Here is a 24,345-nt window from a genome sequence, read left to right on the forward strand (position 1 = left end):
TGGCGGTCAAAACAACGTAATTCGGGGAAAAAATGGCTGGCAGCGAAACGCTAATCAACGCGCTTACCACCCTTTTGGTCACGCTCGATCCACCCGGCCTCGCCCCCGTATTCCTTGCGCTGACGGTGGGCATGACCCGCGACCAGCGCAAGCAGGTGGCGTTGCGCGGCTCGCTGATCGCCTTCGGTATTCTCGCCGTCTTCGCCCTTTTCGGCCTTGCCATCCTTAATCTGCTCGGCATCTCTCTTGGCGCCTTCCGAATTGCCGGTGGCCTGCTGCTGTTCTGGATCGCCTTCGAGATGATTTTCGAGAAGCGTCAGGAGCGCAAGGAAAAGACCTCGGAGATCGCCATCACGAAGGACCATTTGCACAATCTGGCGGTCTTCCCTCTGGCACTGCCGCTGATTGCCGGACCGGGCGCCATCTCGGCCACCGTGCTTCTGGCCGGTTCGATGAAAACCACGGTCGAGATGGTCGTGCTCATTCTGATTCTCGCCTTTGCCATGGTGCTGGTCTATGCGGCGCTGATCGTCGCGGAGCGCATGGATCGTTTTCTCGGCAATACCGGCCGGGCTATCCTGACGAGATTGCTGGGTGTACTTCTAGCGGCGCTCTCCGTGCAATTCGTGGTGGATGGAATAAGGTCCGCCTTTGCCATTTGAACGATGGTTTCATCGGGACGTTTTGCAACAAAATCCCGCAATAGGAACACGGGCGGAAATTCCGTTCTTTGATTGAAACGCATGCCCGGGTTACAAGGCGGCCATCGAACAATCGGAAGTGCCTCCCATGCGATCCATGCTGCGCCGTCTCATCCCGGATGCCGCCCCACCCAGCGCCAAGGAGCGCCTGCGCGCCGCGTTTGGCGCCTTGGTCGGAATTCTTATCACCGGGCTTCTTGGCAGTATCGCCTATCGTTTTAATCCGGCACTGCCCGCCATGATCGCGCCGCTGGGTGCATCCGCCGTGCTGCTGTTTGCCGTACCCTCCAGCCCCCTCGCGCAACCTTGGTCGATCCTCTGTGGCAATCTGGTAGCGGCCTTCGTCGGCGTGACCGTTGTGCTTCTGGTACCGGATGTTTTCTTTGCGAGCGCGCTGGCCATCAGCCTTGCCATTGCGGCCATGATGGCGCTGCGTTGCCTGCACCCGCCAAGTGGTGCAGTCGCGCTGACCGCAGTGCTCGGCGGCCCTGCCGTTCACGATCTGGGATATGGCTTCCTGCTTTGGCCGGTCGCGGGCAATTCCCTGATCCTGCTCGCTGTCGCACTGCTTTATAACAACATCACGGGCCGCCCCTACCCGCATTCCATCAAGCCGGTGGCTTCAAGCCATGGCGATGGAAATCTCGGGGCGATCCAGAAGATTGGTTTTTCATCGAGCGACCTGGACGAGGTTCTGAAGGAGTACGATCAGGTTCTCGATATCGACCGTGATGAGCTGGAACTGATCCTGAGGAAAACGGAACTGCGGTCCTATCGCCGCCGTGCAGGCCATCTCGATTGCGCAAGCGTCATGACCCGTAACGTCGTTGCCGTCGCGCCGGAGGATTCGCTGGCCCAGGCCCATGCGCTGATGCGCGGCCACCACTTCAAGGCGCTGCCTGTAACCAATGACCGTGCCGAAATCGTCGGCATCGTCACACAGACGGATTTTCTCGAAAAGGCAAGCTGGAACAAGGGTCGCCCCGCAATCGGCTTCGGTCAGCGCCTGCGCCTCATTCTCTCCGGCGCAAAGGCGCCGAACGACACCGTCAAGGATATCATGACCTCGCCGGTGAAGACCGTCAGGCCCGATATGGCCGTGGAGGAAGCCATCATCCGTTTTGCCGAGGAAGGGCTGCACTACCTGCCGGTGACAGATCACAACGGCAAGATGGTGGGCATTGTTTCCCAGTCCGACGTCATGGTGTCAATGCTTGCCGACAAGGCCGCCGCCTGACCCATACAGGCAATAAAAAAGGTGGCAGCCCCTGGGCCGCCACCTCGTATTTCCGAGCCTGATAAATCCGGTTCTCAGAACGGGATATCGTCGTCCATGTCGTTGGAGAAGCCGCCCGAAGGCTGGCCACCACGGGCAGCACCGCCGCGCGACGGCTGCTGGTCGTAACCGCCACCGCCGTAGCTCGAACCGCCACCGCTGCCACCGCCAAACGAACCGCTGCTGCCGTAATCGCCGCCGCCGAAGTCACCGCCACGGCTGGAGCCGCCGCCTTCACCGCGGCCATCCAGCATCGTCAGGGTCGAGTTGAAGCCCTGCAGAACCACTTCCGTCGAATAACGGTCGTTACCGTTCTGGTCCTGCCATTTGCGCGTCTGCAACTGGCCTTCGATGTAGAGCTTGGCGCCTTTTTTTACATACTGCTCGACAACCTTGCACAGGCCTTCGTTGAACACCACGACAGTGTGCCACTCGGTCTTTTCCTTGCGCTCGCCGCTGTTGCGGTCGCGCCAGGTTTCCGAGGTGGCAATGCGCAGGTTTGCAATCGGGCGGCCATCCTGCGTCCGGCGAATTTCGGGATCGGCGCCCACGTTTCCGATCAGAATTACCTTGTTTACGCTGCCAGCCATCTCTTTATCCTGTCCGCCGGTTGTTTTGCCCGGCCTTTGCATTTCAAAAAATTCCGTTCACAATAACCACCACGGCCTCCGAAAGGCACCGCAGACGGGAAACTATCCACAACGAATAATCCCGTTCAGATCGACGCGACATTGCCGCTTGATTTTTGTTCTTTTTTTGTTCTATTAAACCCTGAAATTCGAGTCAAGAGAGCCCAAAAGCAATTGACCGATTGGGAATAGACCTCGACTCCTTCGGTCGCGTGCCTACATAAGGGACCGCCCCACCAAGCCCGTTATCAATGTCCGAGCCTTGTCATGAGTGAACTGAAGACGATTTCCATCCGTGGCGCCCGCGAGCACAATCTCAAGGGCATCGATCTGGATCTGCCGCGCAACAAGCTGATCGTCATGACCGGCCTTTCCGGCTCGGGCAAATCCTCGCTCGCCTTCGACACCATCTATGCTGAAGGTCAGCGCCGTTATGTCGAGAGCCTTTCGGCCTATGCGCGCCAGTTCCTCGAGATGATGCAGAAGCCGGATGTCGACCAGATCGAAGGTCTGTCGCCGGCAATCTCCATCGAACAGAAGACGACCTCGCGCAACCCGCGCTCGACGGTCGGCACTGTGACGGAAATATACGACTACATGCGTCTTCTGTTTGCGCGTGTCGGCGTTCCTTATTCCCCGGCCACCGGCCTGCCGATCGAAAGCCAGACCGTCAGCCAGATGGTCGACCGCATTCTCGCCTTCGAGGAAGGCACGCGCCTTTATATTCTGGCGCCGATCGTGCGCGGCCGCAAAGGCGAGTACAAAAAGGAACTCGCGGAGCTGATGAAAAAAGGCTTCCAGCGCGTCAAGGTTGACGGGCAGTTCTACGAAATCGCCGACGTTCCAGCCCTCGACAAGAAATACAAGCACGACATCGATGTGGTCGTCGACCGTGCGGTGGTGCGCGCCGACATGGCCGCACGCCTTGCAGACAGCCTCGAAACCTGCCTCAAACTCGCAGATGGGCTCGCCATCGCCGAATTCGCCGACAAGCCGCTGCCTGCAGAGGAAACGGCGGCCGGTGGATCCGCCAACAAGTCGCTGAACGAAACCCATGAACGGGTGCTGTTTTCCGAAAAATTCGCCTGCCCTGTCTCCGGTTTCACCATTCCCGAGATCGAGCCACGCCTATTTTCATTCAACAACCCCTTCGGCGCCTGCCCGACCTGCGACGGCCTCGGCTCACAGCAGAAGGTCGATGAAAACCTGATCATCCCGGAACCCGCCCGCACCCTGCGGGATGGCGCTGTTGCGCCGTGGGCCAAATCCTCGTCGCCGTATTACAATCAGACGCTGGAAGCGCTCGGCAAGGCCTTCGGTTTCAAGCTGTCCAGCAAATGGTCCGATCTTTCCAGAGAGGCGCAGAACGCCATCCTGCACGGCACGGAAGAGAAGATCGAGTTCCAGTATCAGGACGGCGCCCGCTCTTATAAGACGGTGAAGAATTTCGAGGGCATCGTTCCCAACCTCGAGCGCCGCTGGAAGGAAACAGACAGCGCGTGGGCGCGTGAGGAAATCGAGCGTTACATGTCGGCAGCCCCCTGCCCGGCCTGCGCCGGTTATCGCCTCAAGCCTGAAGCACTGGCCGTCAAAATCAACAAGTTGCACATTGGCGAAGTCACCGAAATGTCGATCCGGACTGCACGTGACTGGTTCGAAACCCTGCCGGCAACCTTCAATGCCAAGCAGAATGAGATCGCCGTCCGTATCCTCAAGGAAATCCGCGAGCGCCTGCGCTTCCTGAATGACGTGGGGCTGGACTATCTCAGCCTGTCGCGTAACTCCGGAACGCTTTCGGGCGGCGAAAGCCAGCGTATCCGCCTTGCCTCGCAGATCGGCTCGGGCCTGACCGGCGTTCTCTACGTTCTGGACGAACCGTCGATCGGCCTGCATCAGCGTGACAACGCCCGCCTGCTGGAAACGCTCAAACACCTGCGCGACATCGGCAACACGGTGATCGTTGTCGAACATGACGAAGACGCTATTCTGACGGCGGATTATGTCGTGGATATCGGCCCTGCCGCCGGTATCCACGGCGGTCAGGTGATCGCCGAAGGCACGCCGCAGGACGTGATGGCCAACCCGAATTCGCTGACCGGCAAATATCTCTCAGGCGAAATGGGCGTCGCCGTTCCGGCTGAACGTCGCAAGCCCAAGAAGGGCAAGGAAATCAAGGTCGTCGGCGCACGCGGCAACAACCTCAAGAATGTCACGGCCTCCGTGCCGCTTGGCGTGTTTACGGCTGTGACGGGTGTTTCCGGCGGAGGCAAGTCCACCTTCCTTATCGAGACGCTCTACAAGTCGGCGGCCCGCCGTGTCATGGGCGCGCGCGAAATTCCCGCTGAACACGACCGCATCGATGGTTTCGAATTCATCGACAAGGTGATCGACATCGACCAGTCGCCGATTGGCCGCACGCCGCGCTCGAACCCGGCAACGTACACCGGTGCCTTCACGCCGATCCGCGACTGGTTTGCCGGTCTGCCGGAAGCCAAGGCGCGCGGTTATGCGCCCGGACGCTTCTCCTTCAACGTCAAGGGCGGGCGCTGCGAAGCCTGCCAGGGCGATGGCGTCATCAAGATCGAGATGCACTTCCTGCCGGACGTGTATGTCACCTGCGATGTCTGTCACGGCAAGCGTTACAATCGCGAAACGCTCGACGTGCATTTCAAGGGCAAGTCCATTGCCGACGTGTTGGACATGACAGTCGAGGAAGGTGTCGAATTCTTCGCGGCCGTTCCCGCCGTGCGCGACAAGCTGCAATCTCTGTTTGACGTTGGCCTCGGTTACATCAAGGTCGGCCAGCAGGCGAACACGCTGTCGGGTGGTGAAGCCCAGCGCGTCAAGCTCGCCAAGGAACTGTCCAAGCGCTCAACCGGCCGTACCCTTTATATTCTCGACGAGCCGACCACTGGCCTGCACTTCCATGACGTGAAGAAGCTTCTTGAAATGCTGCATGCGCTGGTGGAACAAGGCAATTCGGTGGTGGTCATCGAGCATAATCTCGAAGTCATCAAGACGGCCGACTGGGTGATCGATATCGGCCCCGAAGGCGGCACGGGTGGTGGCGAGGTTGTCGCGACCGGCACCCCGGAGCAGATCGTGAAGGAAAAAAGGTCCTATACCGGCCATTTCCTGAAAGAGCTTCTGGAACGTCATCCAGCGGGAAAGCAGGTGGCGGCGGAGTAACCGTCGCCCCCTGAAAAGATCACAGGCAAGGCATTCCAGGGAGGAAGCACCGCATGGCCACGTCAGGCACAATCCGCACCGGCATAGGCGGCTGGACCTTCGAACCATGGGAAGGCACATTCTACCCTGAAAAGCTGGCGAAGAAGCGCCAGCTTGAACATGCCAGCCGGCAACTGACGGCCATCGAGGTCAACGGCACCTATTATGGCAGCCAGAAACCGGAAACCTTTGCCAAATGGGCATCGGAAGTGCCGGATGATTTCATCTTCTCGCTGAAGGCCAGCCGCTTCGTCACCAACCGCAAGGTGCTGGCCGAAGCGCAGGAGTCCATGACCAAGTTCCTGACGCAGGGCTTGACGGAGCTGGGCGACCATCTGGGGCCGATCCTCTGGCAATTCGCACCGACAAAGAAATTCGAGCCGGATGATTTCGCTGCTTTTCTCGCGCTGCTGCCGGAAAAGCAGGACGGCATAAAGCTGCGTCATGTGGTGGAGGTTCGCAATCCGACTTTCCAGGTGCCGGAATTCATAGAGCTTCTGGCGAAACACAACGTCGCGGTCGTCTGCGCCGACCATCACGACTACCCGCTGCTGCCGGACGTGACTGCCGATTTCGTCTATTGCCGCCTGCAGAAGGGCGAGGATGATATTCCGACCTGTTATACGCCTTCGGATATCGACCACTGGGCAAAACGCATCAAGACCTATGCGGCGGGTGGTGCGCCGGACGATCTGCCGATGATTGCACCGGATAGAAAGGCCGAAAAGAAGGCCCGTGACGTTTTCGCGTTCTTCATCACCGGCGGCAAGGTCAACGCGCCGAACGGCGCACAGGCGCTTCAGAAAATCGTTTGAGCTTCGGCAACTCGCCTGCGGCTTCACCTAGGAGGATACTCAAGACGTGCCGGGAAATCTCGTTAACCGGCCAGCTCTTTTGACGGATTGAAATCGATGGCCGCGAAGGCCGCCTCGATCACTTCCGCTCCGGCACCCGGACGGGTGGCGTCACTGGACAGGATTTGCCGGAACCGGCGTGCGCCCGGCATGCCCTGAAACAGTCCGACCATATGGCGCGTGACGTGGTTCAGACGCCCGCCCGCGGCAATGTAATCTGCGGCATAGGCCATCATGGTGTCGCGCAGCGCCATCCAGTCCGGCGCCCTTGCCTCTTCACCGTATATGCAGTGATCGACATCGGCCAGAATCGAGGTGTTGTGATAGGCGGCACGGCCGAGCATCACGCCATCCATATGGTGTAGATGCATCTCCGCCTGATCGAGATCGGAAATCCCACCGTTGATACCGATGAAGACATCTGGGTTTTCCCGCTTCATGCGGTAGACAAGCTCGTAGTCGAGCGGCGGAACCTCACGGTTCTCCTTGGGCGACAGTCCCTGCAACCACGCCTTGCGCGCATGGATCCAAACTGCATCCGCACCGGCAGCGATGACGCGCTTGAGAAAATCCGGCAGAACCACCTCCGGCTCCTGATCGTCCACGCCGATACGGCATTTCACGGTCACCGGAACCGAGGCGACGGTTTTCATGGCCGCCACGCAGTTCGCGACCGTTTCCGGCTCGCGCATCAGACATGCACCGAACGTGCCGGACTGCACCCTGTCGGAAGGGCAGCCGACATTGAGGTTGATTTCGTCGTAACCGTAGTCATCCGCAATCCGCACAGCTTCGGTAAGCTTTGCCGGATCCGAACCGCCCAGTTGCAGCGAAACGGGATGCTCCTCGGAATGATATCCAAGCAGCTTCTCACGCTGGCCATGGATTATGGCATCGGCCACGATCATTTCCGTGAACAGCAGCGCACGCCTCGACAGCTGCCGGTGCAAAAATCTGCACCTCGTATCCGTCCAGTCGATCATCGGAGCCACGGCGAAGATTTTTTCGCCGCTTGCGAGCGCTTGTTTGTACATGCGAATGTGAAACCTCTTTTGCCCGGCTTCTACATCAAAGCGCAACAAAAGGCCAGTTTGGCCGGCACCGCGATTTTTGAACTGGAATTACATCCGGAATCGCGGGACAAGACTGGCAGCAGATGTCAATCCGAGGAAATTTCCCATGGTCGCGACCGTCATTCCCACACCGAAACCCGTCCTTCTTCCGGTTGAAGGCACAAGCGAGACGTTTCCGGTGCGACGCGTCTATTGCGTCGGTCGCAACTACGCCGACCATGCCATTGAGATGGGCCACGATCCGTCGCGTGAGCCGCCCTTCTATTTCCAGAAAAACCCGGACAACCTACTGCCGGCCGGGCAGGATTTTCCGTACCCATCCCTTTCTTCCAATGTCCACTACGAGGTGGAATGCGTCGTTATGCTGAAGAGCGGCGGTGCGGATATTCCTGCAAGCGAAGCACTCGATCACGTCTGGGGTTACGCGGTCGGCATCGACATGACGCGCCGCGACCTGCAGGATGGCCTGAAGAAGATGGGCCGTTCCTGGGAAGGCGCCAAGGCATTTGAATTTTCAGCACCCGTGTCACCCGTCGTGCCGGCATCGAAAATCGGCCATCCATCCACCGGAACCATCTGGCTCGATGTGAACGGCGAGCGCAAGCAAACCGGCGACCTCGCACAGATGATCTGGAAGGTACCGGAAGTCATCGCCGAACTGTCCAAGCTGTTCACGCTTGCGGCAGGCGATGTCATCATGACGGGCACGCCAGCCGGCGTCGGTCCGATTGTACGCGGCGACCTGATCGAGTGCGGCGTTGAAGGTGTCGGAACGCTGTCCGTCAAAATCGCGTAACGTAATCCGGGAGGAAAAACGGATGCCGCTTTATCGCCTGGGGGAAAGAACACCCGAACCCCCTGCCCCTGATCGTTACTGGCTGGCACCCGATGCCAATGTCATCGGGTCAGTCGTACTTGGCGAGGATGTCGGCATCTGGTTCGGCGCGACGCTGCGCGGCGATAACGAGCCCATCACGGTCGGGCGCGGCACGAACATTCAGGAAGGTGTGATGGTGCACAGCGATCCCGGCTTTGCCGCGACGATCGGTGAAATGTGCACCATCGGCCATCACGCCATCGTTCATGGATGCACCATAGGCGACAACTCGCTCGTCGGCATGGGCGCAACAGTCCTGAATGGAGCGAAAATCGGCAGGAACTGCCTTGTCGGCGCCAATGCGCTGGTCACGGAAGGCAAGGAATTTCCGGATAATTCCCTGATCGTCGGATCACCGGCGAGAGCGATCCGCACGCTGGATGACGAAGCGATCGCGAGTCTTCGGCGGTCGGCGGAAAAATACATCGAAAACTGGAAACGGTTTTCGAAGGATCTGCAGCGTATCGAGGAATAGCAAGCGGCACATCAGGCCGCACCGGGCCTTTTAAGCCGCGCAGGCCGCGCAAAGGCCGCGAATTTCGATCGTCGTTTTTTCCGCCTTGAACTTGCTGTCCTTGACCCAGCGCTCGAGGCGATGATCGATTTCGTGATCGTGGAACTCCGTCACCTGCCCGCAGGATTCGCAGATGGCAAACGCAACGGTACCATGATGATGCGTGCAGCATTCCGCCTGTGTATGGGTGCAGGCAACGAAGGCGTTCAGGCTCTCCAGCCGGTGAACGAGCCCGAATTCGATGAGCTTCTCCAGAGCACGATAAACCTGCAGCGGCGCACGGAAACCGTCATCCCGCAACTTGTCCAAGATCATGTAGGCGCTGAGGGGAGCATGCGCATTGGAGAGGGCATTCATCACCAGAGTCTGGTTCTTTGTCAGGTTTTGCGCATTCATGACTTGCCTCCCTCGTCAGCCGCACGAGAGAATCCCGTTAACGGCAACAGGCTTACAACGAACAGAACGACGGCGGCAACCACGATCGATGGTCCGGACGGCGTATCGTATGTCAGGGACCCCATCAGCCCGCCGACAACCGCGATGGCGCCTATCAGCGAAGCGATGACCGCCATTACCTCAGGTGTCGCCGAAAAACGTCTGGCGGTCGCGGCCGGTATGATGAGCAGCGATGTGATCAGCATGATGCCCACCACCTTCATCGCAATGGCGATGACAAGCGCCATCAGAAGCGTGAACATCAGCTTGGCCCGCTCGGGTCGCAACCCCTCCGCTTCGGCAAGTTCGGCGTTCACTGTCGACGCCAGAAGCGGCCTCCACAATGCGATCATGGCAGCAATAACGACCAGACCGCCTCCCCAGATCAAGGCGATGTCCGTCGTGGTGACGGCAAGAATGTCACCGAACAGGAAGGACACGAGGTCAATGCGGACCCAGGTCATGAAGGCAACGATCACGAGGCCGATCGCCAGCGCCGAATGGGAGAGTATTCCCAGCAGCGCATCAGCTGAAAGCGCGCGTCTGCGCTGAAGAACGAGCAGCAGAAGCGAAACGACGGAAGCCACCAGAAAGACGCTGAGCGTCAGGTTGATCTGGAACAGCAGCGACAGGGCGACGCCAAGCAGCGCGGAATGCGCCATGGTGTCGCCGAAGTAGGCCATACGGCGCCAGACGACGAAACACCCGAGAGGACCGACGGTCAGCGCCACACCGATACCGGCGATCATGGCGCGAATGAAAAAATCGTCAAACATGCCGCTCCCCATGCTTTGTGTCGGAGGTTACGGCATCTGCCGAATGATCGTGTCCACAGCCGCATCCATCATGATCATGGTCATGGTGGTCATGGCCATGATCATGCTCTGAATGTGGATCATGATGGTGATGTCCGTCATCCGGATGGCAATGATCTGTCACGGAACCATCCGCATGCTGTACGCGGCCATCGGGCAGATGTGTGTGGTCGTGATGATGGCTGTACACGGCGAGAGCCTTCGCCGCGGCACCACCGAAAAGACGGGTATATTCCGGACTTTGGCTGACCGTCTGCGGTGTCCCACGGCAGCAGACATGGCCGTTGAGGCAGATGACGGTATCGGTCTCAGCCATGACGACATGCAGATCATGCGAGATTAACAAAACTCCGCAATCAGTTGAATTTCTGATATTTTTTATCAGATCGTATAAAGCGATCTCGCCGGAGAAATCCACTCCCTGAACCGGCTCGTCAAGAACCAGAAGGTCGGGTTTTCGCGCGATGGCGCGCGCCAGAAGCGCTCGCTGAAACTCGCCGCCGGAAAGATGTTGCACTTCTGCGTTGGCAAGGTGAGCGATGCCCGTCGCATTCAGCGCCGCATCGATTTCCCGCGCCGGAAGCGGCCCGGTCAACGTCATGAGGCGCCGTACCGAAAGTGGCATGGTCCAGTCGACGGAAAGTTTTTGCGGCACATAACCCACCCGCAATCCATCGATGCGTGCCACCTCTCCTTCAGACGGCTTCAACACACCGATCGCCATTTTCGCGCTGGTCGACTTGCCCGATCCGTTCGGACCGATCAGCGTCACGATCTCGCCCTTGCTGACGGAAAAATCCACGCCGCGCACCAGCCAGCGGCCACCGCGCTGAATACCGGCATTGGAAAGGGACACGAGTTTATCATTACCCTTGTGGGCAGAATGAAGCATGGGATTATCCGATTGGCGATGTTGCCTACCGCTATCGCATACGTTATAGCGTTACGCAATAAATGTAATAACATAACCATATTCTTCAAGTGGAGTGACCTGTCATGAGACAAATCCTGATCGCGCTTGCGGCGTCCGCGTCGATGGCGGCAATGGCTTCCAGCGCGATGGCCGCCCCCAATGTCGTGGTCTCCATCAAGCCGGTCCATTCCCTCGTTGCGGCCATCATGAAGGGCGTGAGTGAGCCACAGCTGATCGTCGAAGGCGCGGCCTCTCCGCACACCTACAATCTAAGGCCGTCCCATGCCCGCAGCCTTGAAAAGGCTGACGTGGTTTTCTGGGTCGGTCCTGGCCTGGAAGCATTTCTGGAAAAACCGCTCGAAACGATTGCCACCAAGGCGACCGTCGTGGAGCTGGATGATGCCGAAGGCCTCGAAAAACTTCCCTTCCGTGAAGGCGGCCCGTTTGAAGCACACGACCACGGTGATCATGCGGGACACGAGCACGATGCAGAAGAAGCCCACGCCCATGAAGGCGAAGAGCATGCCGAAACCCACAAGGATGACCATGGGCATGATCACGGGCACGACCACGCCCATGGCGAATACGACATGCACCTCTGGCTCGACCCGGCAAATGCCAAGGCCATGGCCCGCTCGATAGAGGCAGCCCTTATCAAGGCCGACGCAGGAAACGCCACCGCTTATCAGGAGAACACCCGCAAGCTGCTGGTAGATATCGACGCGCTCGACACGGAACTGGCGGAAACCGTGAAGCCGATCAAGGACAAGCCCTTCATCGTCTTCCACGATGCCTACCAGTATTTCGAACATCGCTACGGCGTTAATACGGTTGGCTCCATCACCGTCAGCCCCGAAACCATGCCGGGAGCGGATCGAGTCAGGCAGATGCAGCAGAAGATCCGGCAACTCGGTGCGACCTGTGTGTTTGCAGAACCGCAATTCGAGCCGAAGCTGGTCAACGTCGTTATGGAAGGCACGGACGCCAGGTCCGGAACGCTTGACCCTGAGGCCGCAACCCAGACACCGGGCCCTGATCTTTACTTTGAAATGATGCGTGGCATAGCCAAATCGCTCAAGGATTGCCTGTCCTGATACCGAAAGTGGCGCTCAGGGTTTGGGCGCCATCAAGGACCAAACCGGCTGGCTGACACTCTGTAGACGTTCTGCTGGCTCGCCATTGATGCGTGCCAGCAGAGCTCTGGCAAGCTCCCTGCCCGCCAGCTTGATGTCCTCGTTCACGGTATGAACCTGCGGCTTGATCCAGTTGAGGAACTCGGCCGACTGCTTGGACACGATGTCGATATCCTCACCGATCTTCACACCCGCCGCTTCAAATCCGGCCATCAGCGCGATCGTGCTGCTGCCACTGATCGAGACAATGCCATCTGGACGATCAGCCGACGACATCAGCTGCTTGCCGAAATCGCGCAACTGGTCGAGTGGCGTTTCGATCGTCACCGCATCCAGCGGAAACTCGGAAACACCGAAGTGCCGGATCGCCCGGGTAAATCCTTTGCGGGCATGGTCGTGGAACGAAAACCGTGAAGGCGGCACAACGATCGCGATCTTCTTGCGTCCGCACTGCACCAGCCGCTCCACGGCCTCGTAGGCATAGGCCTCATTGTCGAAATCATGATAGGCATGCGCGATGCCCATATCGCTGCGGCCATGCGTGACGAAAGGCATGTTTCGTTCCGTCATGAAGCGAACACGCGGATCGTCCGGCTGTATTTTCGAAATGATCACGCCGTCCGCCGATCCCGTATCGAGAATGTAGCGGATCGGAACCATCGAATCCTTGGCATGCGTATGGGGCGTGACGACGAGATGGTACTGGGTCGATGCCAGAACTTCCGTGATGCCGAACACCATCTGGCTGGTGAACCCCATCAGCTCTTCATCGACGCTCAGCACCAGCGCTATGACGTTGGTCTTGCCGGTACGCAGGCGTACGCCCGCACGGTTTGGCTGATAGCCGATCTGTCGGGCGATCAGCCGTACACGCTCCTTGGTGTCTGCGCCGATATCGGGAGCATCCTTGAGCGCCCGTGAAACCGTGGTGATCCCGAGGCCCGTCATGAACGCGATTGTCTTCAACGTCGGCCGCTCACCCGCGGGTATCGAAACGTCGTTGTTATCGGTTTTTCCAGTATCGTTCATGTCATTTCGCCACGCTTTATTGCTAACGATCATAGATAGCTTTTACCATCTTGCAAAGGCAGGCGGCGTGTGTCGCAAGCGGCGGCGCCGAGATTCTTTATTCGTCATACTGCAACGATATAGTTCGTTAAAATATATGCGATGCGCAAGAGGAAAATTGCCTTAACGTTGAAAGGCACTCACCAAAGGAACGGCATAAAATATAATAAATAAAATTAGAAAACGGATACAAACATCTGATTTATATTTTGTAATATACATATCTAATTTAGCCATTTTGTTCGGTTGGATTGCATATCGACAATAAACGCAGCGGCGACGGAAACGCATGACGTCGCACCATTTTTACGGTAACGTTGCCGTTGGGAGGACTGTCCGAAGATAACAAGAACCGGTTTTGCCGGTCGTCTTTTCGAGGATATCGTCGCCCGAGATTCAGATACCGGCTTGCATGACAATGCCGTGCACCACCGAAACGTGACTGCACGAAAAACAGGGTCCAACCATGGTTTCGTTTTCTTCGCCCGACACCCTCATCGATCTTTCCGGGCTTTGGTCACTGTCATCCGAGGAAGGAGATCACCAGGCCGAAATCCCGATACCGGGCGACATTCACACGGCGCTTAAAAATGCAGGTATCATTCCGGACCCCTATCACGGACGCAACGAAAATGCCGTGCAGTGGGTCGCCCACAGAGACTGGCTTATCGAACGGACCTTCGTCATCGAGGAGGTCGACGCAAGCTGGTATCTCGATATCGACTATCTCGATACGGTCGCCATCGTCTTCATCAACGACGTGCCGGTGCTGACGAGCGACAACTGCTTCCGCCGTTATCGCCCCGACGTTTCGGAAGCTTTGCGCCCCGGCGAAAACACCATTCGCATTCGCTTCCATTCCAATATTTTAGCTGGCGCGGAACGGCAGGCGCGGCAACCATTCTACATTCCTTATCACGAAGGCAATTCTCCCATCGCCAATGGCAACATGCTGCGCAAGCCGCAATGCCATTTCGGATGGGACTGGAACATCGCCATCGCCCCACTCGGCCTTTATGGCACTATTGCCTTGAAGCGGCTCGACACGGCACGGATCGAACATGTCGTGACGTCGCAGCATCACGTCGATGGCGGTGTAGAGCTGCATGTGTCGGTCACGCTTTTTGCCGATGGCCCGGCAAGCGTGACCCTGCACCTGTCGCTGGATGACGAACGGTTGCGGCTGGATTGCGGTGTCGGCGCTGGTGAGACGACGGTGCAGCATGTCTTCTTCCTTGAAAACCCCAGGCTCTGGTGGCCGGCCGGTAGCGGTGAGCAGGCTCTCTACACATTGACTGTCGAACTTCCGGATGAAACCGTCACGCGCCAGATCGGCCTTAGAACTGTAGAGCTTCTGACGGACAAGGACGAGGCAGGCAGCCGTTTTGCCTTCCGCATCAATGGACGCGAAATCTTCTGCCGTGGCGCGAACTGGATTCCTGCCGATGCTCTCCACTCCCTGACCAGCCGCGAAAAGACAGAGGATCTTCTCTGCTCCGCCGCGGAAGCCAACATGAACATGATCCGCGTATGGGGCGGCGGCTTTTACGAGCAGGACTGGTTCTACGATCTCTGCGACCGGCTCGGCCTGATGGTGTGGCAAGACTTCATGTTCGCCTGCAACCTCTACCCGTGCAGCGAGGATTTTCTGGAAAATGTCGAGCACGAGGTCACCTATCAGGTGCAGCGGCTTTCCTCTCATCCATCGTTGGTCCTGTGGTGCGGCGACAACGAACTGGTCGGTGCGCTGACATGGTTCGAGCAGTCCCGCAACAACCGCGACCGCTATCTCGTGGCTTATGACCGACTGAACCGAACCATAGAACGCGCTCTGAAGAAGGCCTCCCCCGAAGCGCTGTGGTGGCCCTCCAGCCCCGCCTCCGGTTATCTGGATTATGGCGATGCGTGGCATGCGGATGGCTCGGGCGACATGCATTACTGGTCGGTCTGGCACGAGAACAAGTCGTTCGACAATTACCGCTCCGTCAAGCCGCGCTTCTGCTCGGAGTTCGGCTTCCAGTCCTATACCTCCATGCCCGTCATCCGGACCTATGCGGAGGAAAAGGACATGAACATCTCCTCCCCGGTCATCGAACTTCACCAGAAGAATGCCGGCGGCAACGAGCGTATTGCCGGAACCATGTTCCGCTATTTCCGCTTCCCGAAGGATTTTGCGAGCTTCGTCTATCTCAGTCAGGTGCAGCAGGCCGTGGCGATCCGCACGGCTGTCGATTATTGGCGCTCGCTGAAACCGCATTGCATGGGCACGCTTTATTGGCAGCTCAACGACACCTGGCCGGTCGCGTCCTGGTCGAGCCTCGATTACGGCGGCAGCTGGAAAGCCCTGCACTACGCCGCACGTCGTTTCTTCCAGCCGGTCACGGTTGTTGCCATCCCGTCCGAAGACGGCAAGACGATCAGCTTCTCAATGGTCAACGACAATGGCGAGGACGTTGAGATCGATATCAACATTCTCGCGCTGACGATGGAGGGAAACCGTATCCCGCTGAAATCCGCCAATGGTACATGCGGACCGGATGCAGCAGTCGTGCTGACCGAAATAGACCTCACCAAGCTGCCGGACGGCGCGCTGCTTGCGTGGAACTTCATCGCCTCCAACGGCATGACGGGCGAAGGCCATCATGTTCGCGACACCTACAAGGCGCTCGAGCTTCGGCCCTCTGGCCTCACATTCGCCACCACGGCACTTCCAAACGGACAGTTCGAGATCGAAGTGACGGCGAAGGGACTTGCCCTGTTTGTCATGCTCGAAGCCGATCTGCCCGGTCGTTACTCGGACAACCTGTTCGATCTGGCGGCGGGCGAAACACGGCGTGTGCTGTTTACGCCGAAAGACGAGAACAGGCATGGCAGACAACCGCATTTCACCATTCTAGACCTTCAATCCTGCTAGGTCATCGACACCGTATTGAAGGTGACAGGCAAACACTCTAACCATTTCAATGACGACCAATCTCGCCTCACGGCGGGCTTGTCTCATCCAGTTCAAAGGTTGCCGGTGTCTTCGGCAACTCTCATCAGCAAGTGGAGGAAAGACATGGCTTGGCAACCGGCCGAAAACCGTTATGCGTCCATGAAGTACAATCATTGCGGCCGTTCGGGCCTCAAGCTTCCGGCAATCTCGCTGGGGCTATGGCACAATTTCGGCAACGATACGCCCCATCATACGAAGCAGGCGATCTGCCGCCGTGCGTTTGACCTCGGCATCACCCACTTCGACCTCGCCAACAACTACGGCCCGCCACCCGGCAGCGCCGAGATCGCCTTTGGCGAAATTCTGAAAACCGATTTTGCCGGATACCGTGACGAACTCATCATCTCTTCCAAGGCCGGTTACAATATGTGGCCCGGCCCTTACGGCGAGTGGGGCAGCCGTAAATATCTCATCGCCTCCTGCGACCAGAGCCTGAAGCGGATGGGCCTCGACTACGTCGACATCTTCTATTCGCATCGCTTCGACCCGAACACGCCGCTCGAAGAAACCTGCGGTGCTCTGGATCAGATCGTCCGCTCCGGCAAGGCGCTTTATGTCGGCATTTCCTCCTACAACTCCAAGCGCACCCGCGAGGCTGCTGCGATCCTGAAAGAACTCGGCACGCCGTGCATCATCCACCAGCCCAGCTACTCGATGATCAACCGCTGGATCGAGGAAGACGGCCTGGTTGATACGCTCGAGGAACTCGGCGTCGGCTCCATCGTCTTTTCGCCGCTGGCGCAGGGCATGCTAACGACGAAATATCTGGGTGGCGTCCCGCAGGGCAGCCGGGCGACGCAGGGCAAATCCCTGAACCCCGCCTTCCTGAATGACCAGAACGTCGAAAATATCCGCGCTCTTAACCGCATCGCCGAAAAGCGTGGCCAGACGCTGGCACAGATGGCGATTGCCTGGGTTCTGCGTGGTGGCCGCATCACTTCGGCCCTGATCGGCGCAAGTCGTGTGGAGCAGGTCGAAGATTGCGTGAAGGCTCTCGACAATCCCGATTTCACCGCAGAGGAACTGGCGGAAATCGATCGTTACGCCCGTGATGCCGACATCAATCTGTGGGCTAAATCCGCCGAGCGCAGCTGATTGAAAACAACGACCGCCCGGCTTTTCCGGGCGGTCTTCTCATCTTGAAAAGCCTCCAAACAAAAGATTAACAACCGCCAATAACCATCAACAATCATTACATAATTGTAATTTTAAATTCATTCTCCATTCATTCGCATATTCGTAATTTCCCCTCATCGAAACACGAGAGGAAATACCAATGAAAAAGTTCATCACCGTTCTTCTGGCAGCGACTGTTCTCGCTGCACCGATGGCTCAGGCGCAGAGCCGCCACGACGACCGTCATCGTAACGTCAGGATCGAACGCGAAGTCACCACCAAGAAAGTCATCGCCAAGAAGCATCGCTGGGATCGTGGTCAGCGCCTCTCCGCCGGTGAACGCCGCAACATCATCGATCGTCGCGATTACCGCCGCTACCGTCTGTCCGAGCCGCGCCGTGACCAGCGCTGGGTTCGCGTCGACAACCAGTTCCTGCTCATCAACGCCGTCAGCGGCCTGATCGTTGGCCTAGCTGCAGCACGTTAAGGCAAGCATCGGCGTCAAAAGAAAAGGCCCGCTTTCGCGGGCCTTTTTTTGTTGGTCATTTTCAGCCGATCAGAAAATGTCGGCGCCGCTGCCCCACGGGCCATGCGGCTTGTCCACACCGTCGGTGCGCTCAAAGCCGTGCGCCCCAAAGAAGTCACGCTGCGCCTGGATGAGGTTCGCGCTGCCACGGCCACGACGGTAAGCGTCGAAGTAACCGAGAGCTGAGGCCAGAGCAGGAACAGGCAGGCCGGACAGTACGGCATAGGAAACGACGCGGCGCAGAGGCGCATCGGTGTCCTTCACCATGGTGGAGAAGGCCGGAGTAACGATGAGGTTGGCCACATGCGGGTCCTTCGTGAAGGCCGAAGTGATCTCATCGAGGAACTGCGAGCGGATGATGCAACCAGCGCGCCAGATGCGGGCGATCGTCGGCATCGGCAGGTTCCAGTTGAACTCCTTGGAGGCTGCCGACATGATCGCGAAGCCCTGCGCGTAAGCACCAATCTTGGCGGCCAGAAGCGCGCTTTCCAGATCTGCAATGAAAGCCTTCTTGTCAACCGGAGAATCGACGAGGCCAGGCAGGCCGAAGATCTTCTCGGCCGCTTCGCGCTCGTCCTTCTGCGAAGACAGGATACGGGCTGCAACAGCCGCTTCGATAGCGGTGGCGGCAACGCCCATATTCTGCGCTTCGATGACCGACCACTTGCCGGTGCCCTTCTGGCCGGCCTTGTCGAGGATCAGGTCGACCATCGGCTTGCCGGTGATCGGGTCTGCGGCGCGCAGAACCTTCTCGGTGATCTCGATCAGGTAAGAGTTGAGGCGACCCTTGTTCCACTCGCCGAACACGTCAGCGATTTCAACGGCGCTCATCTTCAGGCCGTCTCGCAGGATGCCGTAGATTTCGGCGATCATCTGCATGTCGGCATATTCGATGCCGTTGTGAATGGTCTTGACGAAGTGGCCTGCGCCATCGTTGCCGAGCCATGCAACACACGGGTCTTCGTTGTACTTGGCGGAAATGGAGGTCAGAACCTTCTCAACGCGCTTCCAGCTGTCTTCCGTGCCACCGACCATGATCGACGGTCCGTGACGGGCGCCTTCTTCACCACCGGAAACACCCATGCCGATGAAGGTCAGGCCGCTGTCCTTGAGGTTGTCGAAACGGCGGATCGTATCGCGGAAGTTCGCATTGCCGGCGTCGATCATGATGTCGCCGTTGGCCAGGTGCGGCTTGAGGATTTCCATCTGCTGATCGACCGGATCGCCGGCCTTGATCATAATGATGATCGGGCGTGGAGGACGAATGGCGGCGACGAATTCCTCAATGGTTTCGCACGGGATCAACTGACCCTGCAATTCGCCGGCCTCGGCGTAAAATTTTCTCGTAGCGTCCGGGGTCCGGTTGAAAACGGCAATCTTGTTGCCCTTTTCCGCGATGTTCAATGCCAGGTTCGAGCCCATGACACCGAGACCGATCAAACCGATTTCTGCCTGTTCCACGGATGTGCCTCCATCTTGCTTTTTGAGTGGTCGTGTTGTGGCACTGTAATGCTCAAACGGCAAGGCTGAGCTGGGCTGAAACGATTAAATTTTGATGACGCAAGTCAGCTTTGCATATTTGCTTGAGGTCCATAAGCAAGAGCTATGGCGGGTTGGCGGCATCATGTCAGGACGGTTTCGGCCGGTCGTCACCGTCCTCGAGCACGCGCCACGCCGCTCCATCCATATCGTCATACTGACCCGCTTTCAGCGACCAGAGAAAGGCGAAAAGACCGAGACCACCAAGAAACAGTGCCACAGGTATCAGGTAGATCAGCATGTTCATGCCGCCTGCACTCCCCCTTCCATCGCCATGCTTTCTGCCCCTTTCCGTTCAACGAGTGTCTTATCCACTCCCGCAAGACGCAGGGCATTGGCGACGACGATCAAGGACGACGTCGACATGGCGATCGCCGCGATCATCGGTGTGGCATAACCGGCAATGGCAACAGGCACGGCAATGATGTTGTAACCGATCGCCAATGCAAAGTTCTGGCGGATCAGTTGCCCTGCCCGTCGTGCAGTTTCGATGGCGAAGGGCACGGCCTCCAGGCTTTCATGCATGAAGACGAAATCGGCCGCCTGCCTGCCGATATCGGCGGCGGTCGCCGGTGCCATCGAAACATGCGCCGCAGCAAGCGCTGGCGCGTCGTTGATCCCGTCGCCCACCATCAATACGCGTTTTCCCTCGCCCGCAAGCGTCACGCAACGCGCCGCCTTGTCCCTGGGCGAAAGCTCCGCGCCCCACCTGTCGATGCCAAGCCGCTCTGCCAGCAGCCTCACCGCAGTCTTGCGGTCACCGGACACGACTTCGCTGCTTATGTGCCAGGCACCGAGCCGGTCGAGTACATCAGCTCCACCGGGTCGCAGACTGTCCTCGAATGCGAAAGCAGCCAGCAATTCTCCATCCTGCGACAGCACCACCTCGGAGAGCGTCCCCGCATCGTCGCCCCCGATGTCGGAGGGGCATGCGAAACGGCGATTGCCGAGCCTGTAGGTGACGGATGCGGTGACGGCCTCCACCCCGGAACCCGGAATTTCGCTGACCGTGTCATATGAGGGAATAGAGCCCTGATGTGCATCGTAAAGCGCCCTGGACAACGGATGGTTCGAATGGGCGGCAAGCCCCGCAGCAATCGCCATCGTCGTGTCAGGCACATTGGTGGAACCGACGAGACGTGGCCTTCCTGATGTCAACGTTCCGGTCTTGTCGAACAGTACGGTGTCGATTTCCGCCAGTCGTTCCATGGCCGAACCGTCCTTGACCATCACACCGCGCCGGAAGAGACGGCCAGCGGCGACCACCTGAACGACAGGCACGGCAAGACCGAGCGCGCATGGGCAGGTGATGATGAGGACGGCAATGGCGATCAGCATGGCCTGCTTCCAGTCACCGCCGAAAATCCCCCAGCCGAAAAACGTCACGAGCGCCAGAAGATGCACGACGGGCGAATAATAGCTGGCGGCGCGGTCGGCGATGCGGCGATAACGCGCCCTGCCCCCCTCGGCCGCCTCCATGAGTGCAATCACTTCCGAAAGGAACGATTGTTTCGCCGAAGCCGTGACGCACGCTGTCAGTGAACCGGTGAGGTTCAGCGTACCGGCCTGCAGATGATCGCCGCTCTCCACGCGGCGCGGCGCGCTTTCGCCATTGACGATGGACATGTCGATATCGCTGCTGCCGCTTGTAACCGTCGCATCGACAGGCACCCGGTCTCCAGCCACGATCGCAATCGTGTCGCCCGGTTTGATCTCATCGAGTGCCCGGTAATCGCGCGATCCGTTGACGTTGACCAGCATTGCCCCACGCGGCGAAAGCCTTGCCAGCCCGGCAATGGCCGAACGCGCCCTGTCGCGCATGATGTGATCCAGCGTGCGGCCGATCAGCAGGAAGAACAGCAGAGACACGGTGGCATCGAACCAGGCATGTGCACCGTGATGGATCGTTTCCCCAAGCGAGACGGCGTAGGAGAGCGTGATGGCCAGCGCAATCGGGACGTCCATGTTGGTCCGGCCGTGTTTCAGCACATTCCAGGCCGAGCTGTAAAAGAAGCGACCGCCATAGATCAGCGCCGGTGCGGCAATCATCGCCGAGATCCAGTGAAACATGTCGCGGGTCGCCGCATCCGCACCCGACCAGACGGATACGGACAAAAGCATGATGTTGGCAGAGGCAAAACCGCAGAGTGCCACAGCCCGGATGAGCTGCTTGCGCAGTTCATCTGAGGCATCCAGACTGGCCGAAAACAGATGCGCCTGATAACCGGTTGACTGGATAGCGCCGACAAGCTCGGCCGGATCGGTCGTGATACCCGCAACGGCTTCCTTCCAGACGATGGCCACACGCCGCGAGGAAAGATTGACGCGGGCCTGCTCTACCGCTGGATGTCCCCGCAACACGCCTTCAATGGTGGAGATGCAGGTGCCGCAATAAACACCCGGCACGCTCAGATCCGTCTGACGAAGGCCATGCCCCAGATCGCGGCTTGCCAGCAACAGCTCTTCGGCAGATGGCGAACTGCCGCCATTTAACGCAAGGGAGCCTTCCGTTCCCGGTGCGCAGCAGCTCATTTGCGCCCCCTGACAATCGCGATGCGTGTGCCTTCGTGAACGATCACCCGGCCATCCCTGACGGCGATAACCTCGACGATCCATTGACCCGGCAACACGTTGTGAGCCCCGGTGAAGACGCCCCTCGAAACGGGTGTTAGCTCCATGTCGAAATTCTGGCGCTCGCCGACCGGACGACGGAAATGCGCCGTGATCGCGTCGGCTTCGACCGGACCGGTTTCGGGATGGAACACCTCATATCGAACGCTCGTATCGTTGACGGAAAGCTTGCCTTCGATGCCGGTCGCTGCCCTCACCTTTGCCGCCTCGGCCTTGCTGTTGAACTGTTGGCTGGCGACGTAGGTGTTCGGCACGACCAGACCGCTCCAGCTGGAGATGGCATTCCACGCCATGATGACGTTTACGGTGATGATGACGCCGAAAAACAGCACCATGACACCGGCCATGTGCCAGCCGGTAAAGACAAAGGCCGAGGCATGCGATTTCTGAACAGTCATTTCTTCACTCCCGGGCCGTTGAACACCGCGTCGTAACGCGCCGTTTCATGGCCTTGCCCATCGCTGACGATGAATTCGAAATTCTCCGACGCCCGCGAGACGTCCTCTCCCGGCAGGGTGACGAACACCTTCAGCGCCGTTGCCTCGTCCGGCTCCACCAGCACATCGAACGCGCGTGACGGCATAGTCTGCATGCCGTTGATCTTCATCACCGCATTCGGAATACCCTCGATGGTCAGGCTGACCGTGCGCGGCTCCGGCACCATGTTGAGAATACGCACCGTATAGCCGTTGCGGATCGAACCGTTCGATTCCAGCACATATTGCGGATTGCGGTCGTGCAGAACATTGACGGCCAGACGGTCGCGTGTGGCCAGCGCCACCAGCATGCCGATCCCGACCACAGCCCAGACAACGGTATAGAGAATGGTGCGCGGGCGAAAAATGATGCGCCAGTCGAACTGGCGAACGGTAGCATTGAAAATGCCATCCGCGCTCCGCACATTTCCGGGTCGTATCGCATGGCGTCCGCCACCGGTCGCCAGCGCCATGTTCGACTGGTATTCGGCAAGCGTGGCATAGGCGATCAGGCCGCGTGGCTTGCCGGTCTTGGCCATCACGCCGTCACAGGCATCGATGCATAGCGCGCAGGTGATGCATTCGAGCTGCTGCCCGTCGCGGATGTCGATGCCCATGGGACAGACCGCGACGCACGCGTTGCAATCCACACAGTCCCCAACCGGATCACCCCCTGCCACCGCCTTTTTCGCATGGCGCGAACGCGGTTCGCCGCGCCAGTCATTATAGGTCACGACCAGCGAATTCTCATCCAGCATCGCCGCCTGGATGCGCGGCCACGGACACATGTAGGTGCAGACCTGCTCCCGCATCAGCCCGCCGAAAACATAGGTCGTGGCCGTCAGGATCGCGACAGTTGTGTAAGCTATCATCGCCGCCTGTCCGGTCAGGAACTGCATCGCGAGCGTCGGTGCATCCGCGAAGTAGAATATCCATGCACCGCCAGTCGCAACACCGATCACCAGCCATATGCCATGTTTGAGGACGCGCTTGCGGAGTTTGTCGAACGTCCAGGGCGCGGCATCAAGCTTGATGCGGGCATTTCTGTCGCCCTCTACGGCACGCTCCACGACCAGAAACAGATCGACCCACACCGTCTGCGGACAGGTATAGCCACACCATGCGCGTCCCACCGCCGAGGTGACAAGGAAAAGCCCAAGCCCGGCCATGACAAGCAGCCCGGCTATGAAAAAGAACTCCTGCGGCCATATCTCGATAAACAGGAAATAGAAGCGCCGGTTGGCGATATCGATCAGCACCGCCTGATCCGGGGCAAAAGGCCCGCGATCCCACCTGAGCCAGGGTGTCAGATAATAAATGCCGAGCGTCACCAGCATCACAAGCCACTTGAAACGCCGGAAGCGCCCTTCCGCCCGTTTGGGAAAGATTTTCCGGCGTGCCTCGTACAGCGGTTTGCGGACTTTTGCCGAATTGACCGCTTCTGCCTCGAGCCTCTCTACGGATGGCCCGCCACGATCCTGTCCAGCGCGATAGATATTCATGATGCAAGACCCGTTGCTGCTTCTTGCCTTTTCCCATCTGGCCG

At 58.7% G+C, this 24,345-nt stretch carries 21 protein-coding genes; 10 read left to right on the forward strand and 11 right to left on the reverse strand.

Annotation, left to right across the window (positions count from 1 at the left end; genetic code table 11):
• The first annotated feature begins 32 nt into the window (after positions 1–32).
• A complete protein-coding gene (locus N7578_RS16090; protein ID WP_311111286.1) occupies positions 33–662 on the forward strand; it encodes a MarC family protein in 630 nt (209 codons plus the stop codon).
• 127 nt (positions 663–789) lie between these two features.
• Positions 790–1,938 carry an HPP family protein gene (locus N7578_RS16095; protein ID WP_311111287.1) on the forward strand — a complete coding sequence of 383 codons (1,149 nt, stop codon included), beginning with the start codon at positions 790–792 and terminating at the stop codon, positions 1,936–1,938.
• 74 nt (positions 1,939–2,012) lie between these two features.
• Here N7578_RS16095 and N7578_RS16100 read toward each other — a convergent pair whose 3' ends face one another.
• On the reverse strand, positions 2,013–2,567 hold the full coding sequence (locus tag N7578_RS16100; RefSeq protein WP_311111288.1) for a single-stranded DNA-binding protein: 555 nt from the start codon (positions 2,565–2,567) through the stop codon (positions 2,013–2,015).
• Positions 2,568–2,873: 306 nt separating this feature from the next.
• Between N7578_RS16100 and uvrA the strand changes: the two genes are divergently transcribed.
• Together uvrA and N7578_RS16110 are read left to right on the forward strand one after the other, a co-directional pair.
• On the forward strand, positions 2,874–5,795 hold the full coding sequence (gene uvrA / locus N7578_RS16105) for an excinuclease ABC subunit UvrA (RefSeq protein ID WP_311111289.1): 2,922 nt from the start codon (positions 2,874–2,876) through the stop codon (positions 5,793–5,795).
• Between the two features lie 53 nt (positions 5,796–5,848).
• Entirely contained in the window at positions 5,849–6,649 is an 801-nt protein-coding gene (locus N7578_RS16110; protein WP_311111290.1) for a DUF72 domain-containing protein, read from the forward strand.
• Positions 6,650–6,711: 62 nt separating this feature from the next.
• Here the strand turns inward: N7578_RS16110 and dusA are convergent, their stop codons facing one another.
• Entirely contained in the window at positions 6,712–7,722 is a 1,011-nt protein-coding gene (gene dusA / locus N7578_RS16115; protein WP_311111291.1) for a tRNA dihydrouridine(20/20a) synthase DusA, read from the reverse strand.
• Between the two features lie 145 nt (positions 7,723–7,867).
• Here dusA and N7578_RS16120 point away from each other — a divergent pair, with 145 nt between their 5' ends.
• Positions 7,868–8,557, forward strand: coding sequence for a fumarylacetoacetate hydrolase family protein (locus tag N7578_RS16120; RefSeq protein WP_311111292.1), 690 nt, complete (start codon positions 7,868–7,870; stop codon positions 8,555–8,557).
• A 22-nt stretch (positions 8,558–8,579) separates the two neighbouring features.
• Positions 8,580–9,113, forward strand: coding sequence for a gamma carbonic anhydrase family protein (locus N7578_RS16125; RefSeq protein WP_311111293.1), 534 nt, complete (start codon positions 8,580–8,582; stop codon positions 9,111–9,113).
• Between the two features lie 30 nt (positions 9,114–9,143).
• Here the strand turns inward: N7578_RS16125 and zur are convergent, their stop codons facing one another.
• The 3 genes from zur to znuC are packed head-to-tail and all read right to left on the reverse strand — an operon-like array spanning position 9,144 to position 11,294.
• The gene (gene zur, locus N7578_RS16130) at positions 9,144–9,548 is read right to left on the reverse strand and encodes a zinc uptake transcriptional repressor Zur (RefSeq protein ID WP_311111294.1); all 405 of its coding nucleotides are present in this window, start codon (positions 9,546–9,548) and stop codon (positions 9,144–9,146) included.
• The gene (locus tag N7578_RS16135) at positions 9,545–10,363 is read right to left on the reverse strand and encodes a metal ABC transporter permease (RefSeq protein WP_311111295.1); all 819 of its coding nucleotides are present in this window, start codon (positions 10,361–10,363) and stop codon (positions 9,545–9,547) included. The genes zur and N7578_RS16135 overlap by 4 nt, the downstream gene beginning before the upstream one ends.
• Positions 10,356–11,294 (reverse strand): zinc ABC transporter ATP-binding protein ZnuC, encoded by a 939-nt coding sequence (znuC, locus tag N7578_RS16140; protein ID WP_311111296.1) that lies wholly within the window; start codon positions 11,292–11,294, stop codon positions 10,356–10,358. Before znuC ends, N7578_RS16135 begins: the two co-directional genes overlap by 8 nt.
• Positions 11,295–11,398: 104 nt before the next feature.
• On the opposite strand from znuC, the gene znuA reads away from it, so the two are divergent.
• Complete coding sequence (gene znuA, locus N7578_RS16145; RefSeq protein ID WP_311111297.1) at positions 11,399–12,409, forward strand: zinc ABC transporter substrate-binding protein ZnuA; 1,011 nt, start codon at positions 11,399–11,401, stop codon at positions 12,407–12,409.
• A gap of 15 nt (positions 12,410–12,424) precedes the next feature.
• Here the strand turns inward: znuA and N7578_RS16150 are convergent, their stop codons facing one another.
• Positions 12,425–13,477: a LacI family transcriptional regulator gene (locus N7578_RS16150; protein WP_311111298.1), complete on the reverse strand. Its 1,053-nt coding sequence runs from the start codon at positions 13,475–13,477 to the stop codon at positions 12,425–12,427.
• Between the two features lie 505 nt (positions 13,478–13,982).
• Between N7578_RS16150 and N7578_RS16155 the strand changes: the two genes are divergently transcribed.
• The 3 genes from N7578_RS16155 (at position 13,983) to N7578_RS16165 (ending at position 18,114) form a co-directional block, all read left to right on the forward strand.
• Complete coding sequence (locus N7578_RS16155) at positions 13,983–16,430, forward strand: glycoside hydrolase family 2 protein (RefSeq protein ID WP_311111299.1); 2,448 nt, start codon at positions 13,983–13,985, stop codon at positions 16,428–16,430.
• A gap of 144 nt (positions 16,431–16,574) precedes the next feature.
• Positions 16,575–17,606, forward strand: coding sequence for an L-glyceraldehyde 3-phosphate reductase (gene mgrA, locus N7578_RS16160; protein WP_311111300.1), 1,032 nt, complete (start codon positions 16,575–16,577; stop codon positions 17,604–17,606).
• 181 nt (positions 17,607–17,787) lie between these two features.
• Complete coding sequence (locus N7578_RS16165; RefSeq protein ID WP_311111301.1) at positions 17,788–18,114, forward strand: RcnB family protein; 327 nt, start codon at positions 17,788–17,790, stop codon at positions 18,112–18,114.
• A 69-nt stretch (positions 18,115–18,183) separates the two neighbouring features.
• Here N7578_RS16165 and gndA read toward each other — a convergent pair whose 3' ends face one another.
• From gndA to ccoG, 5 genes are all read right to left on the reverse strand, one after another.
• Positions 18,184–19,614 (reverse strand): NADP-dependent phosphogluconate dehydrogenase, encoded by a 1,431-nt coding sequence (gene gndA / locus N7578_RS16170; RefSeq protein WP_311111302.1) that lies wholly within the window; start codon positions 19,612–19,614, stop codon positions 18,184–18,186.
• A 166-nt stretch (positions 19,615–19,780) separates the two neighbouring features.
• Positions 19,781–19,939 carry a cbb3-type cytochrome oxidase assembly protein CcoS gene (ccoS, locus tag N7578_RS16175; protein ID WP_311111303.1) on the reverse strand — a complete coding sequence of 53 codons (159 nt, stop codon included), beginning with the start codon at positions 19,937–19,939 and terminating at the stop codon, positions 19,781–19,783.
• Positions 19,936–22,224 carry a cation-translocating P-type ATPase gene (locus tag N7578_RS16180; protein ID WP_311111304.1) on the reverse strand — a complete coding sequence of 763 codons (2,289 nt, stop codon included), beginning with the start codon at positions 22,222–22,224 and terminating at the stop codon, positions 19,936–19,938. The genes ccoS and N7578_RS16180 overlap by 4 nt, the downstream gene beginning before the upstream one ends.
• On the reverse strand, positions 22,221–22,721 hold the full coding sequence (locus N7578_RS16185) for a FixH family protein (protein ID WP_311111305.1): 501 nt from the start codon (positions 22,719–22,721) through the stop codon (positions 22,221–22,223). Before N7578_RS16185 ends, N7578_RS16180 begins: the two co-directional genes overlap by 4 nt.
• Positions 22,718–24,301: a cytochrome c oxidase accessory protein CcoG gene (gene ccoG / locus N7578_RS16190; protein WP_311111306.1), complete on the reverse strand. Its 1,584-nt coding sequence runs from the start codon at positions 24,299–24,301 to the stop codon at positions 22,718–22,720. Before ccoG ends, N7578_RS16185 begins: the two co-directional genes overlap by 4 nt.
• Positions 24,302–24,345 lie beyond the last annotated feature (44 nt).

The organism is Agrobacterium tumefaciens (assembly GCF_031801495.1).
Classification (GTDB): domain Bacteria; phylum Pseudomonadota; class Alphaproteobacteria; order Rhizobiales; family Rhizobiaceae; genus Agrobacterium; species Agrobacterium tumefaciens_K.

Excerpts from the sequence above, each read along its gene's own strand:
- N7578_RS16090 (WP_311111286.1), top strand. The coding sequence starts at position 33 with ATGGCTGGCAGCGAAACGCTAATCAACGCGCTTACCACCCTTTTGGTC.
- N7578_RS16095 (WP_311111287.1), top strand. The coding sequence starts at position 790 with ATGCGATCCATGCTGCGCCGTCTCATCCCGGATGCCGCCCCACCCAGC.
- N7578_RS16100 (WP_311111288.1), bottom strand. The coding sequence starts at position 2,567 with ATGGCTGGCAGCGTAAACAAGGTAATTCTGATCGGAAACGTGGGCGCC.
- uvrA (WP_311111289.1), top strand. The coding sequence starts at position 2,874 with ATGAGTGAACTGAAGACGATTTCCATCCGTGGCGCCCGCGAGCACAAT.
- N7578_RS16110 (WP_311111290.1), top strand. The coding sequence starts at position 5,849 with ATGGCCACGTCAGGCACAATCCGCACCGGCATAGGCGGCTGGACCTTC.
- dusA (WP_311111291.1), bottom strand. The coding sequence starts at position 7,722 with ATGTACAAACAAGCGCTCGCAAGCGGCGAAAAAATCTTCGCCGTGGCT.
- N7578_RS16120 (WP_311111292.1), top strand. The coding sequence starts at position 7,868 with ATGGTCGCGACCGTCATTCCCACACCGAAACCCGTCCTTCTTCCGGTT.
- N7578_RS16125 (WP_311111293.1), top strand. The coding sequence starts at position 8,580 with ATGCCGCTTTATCGCCTGGGGGAAAGAACACCCGAACCCCCTGCCCCT.
- zur (WP_311111294.1), bottom strand. The coding sequence starts at position 9,548 with ATGAATGCGCAAAACCTGACAAAGAACCAGACTCTGGTGATGAATGCC.
- N7578_RS16135 (WP_311111295.1), bottom strand. The coding sequence starts at position 10,363 with ATGTTTGACGATTTTTTCATTCGCGCCATGATCGCCGGTATCGGTGTG.
- znuC (WP_311111296.1), bottom strand. The coding sequence starts at position 11,294 with ATGCTTCATTCTGCCCACAAGGGTAATGATAAACTCGTGTCCCTTTCC.
- znuA (WP_311111297.1), top strand. The coding sequence starts at position 11,399 with ATGAGACAAATCCTGATCGCGCTTGCGGCGTCCGCGTCGATGGCGGCA.
- N7578_RS16150 (WP_311111298.1), bottom strand. The coding sequence starts at position 13,477 with ATGAACGATACTGGAAAAACCGATAACAACGACGTTTCGATACCCGCG.
- N7578_RS16155 (WP_311111299.1), top strand. The coding sequence starts at position 13,983 with ATGGTTTCGTTTTCTTCGCCCGACACCCTCATCGATCTTTCCGGGCTT.
- mgrA (WP_311111300.1), top strand. The coding sequence starts at position 16,575 with ATGGCTTGGCAACCGGCCGAAAACCGTTATGCGTCCATGAAGTACAAT.
- N7578_RS16165 (WP_311111301.1), top strand. The coding sequence starts at position 17,788 with ATGAAAAAGTTCATCACCGTTCTTCTGGCAGCGACTGTTCTCGCTGCA.
- ccoS (WP_311111303.1), bottom strand. The coding sequence starts at position 19,939 with ATGAACATGCTGATCTACCTGATACCTGTGGCACTGTTTCTTGGTGGT.
- N7578_RS16180 (WP_311111304.1), bottom strand. The coding sequence starts at position 22,224 with ATGAGCTGCTGCGCACCGGGAACGGAAGGCTCCCTTGCGTTAAATGGC.
- N7578_RS16185 (WP_311111305.1), bottom strand. The coding sequence starts at position 22,721 with ATGACTGTTCAGAAATCGCATGCCTCGGCCTTTGTCTTTACCGGCTGG.
- ccoG (WP_311111306.1), bottom strand. The coding sequence starts at position 24,301 with ATGAATATCTATCGCGCTGGACAGGATCGTGGCGGGCCATCCGTAGAG.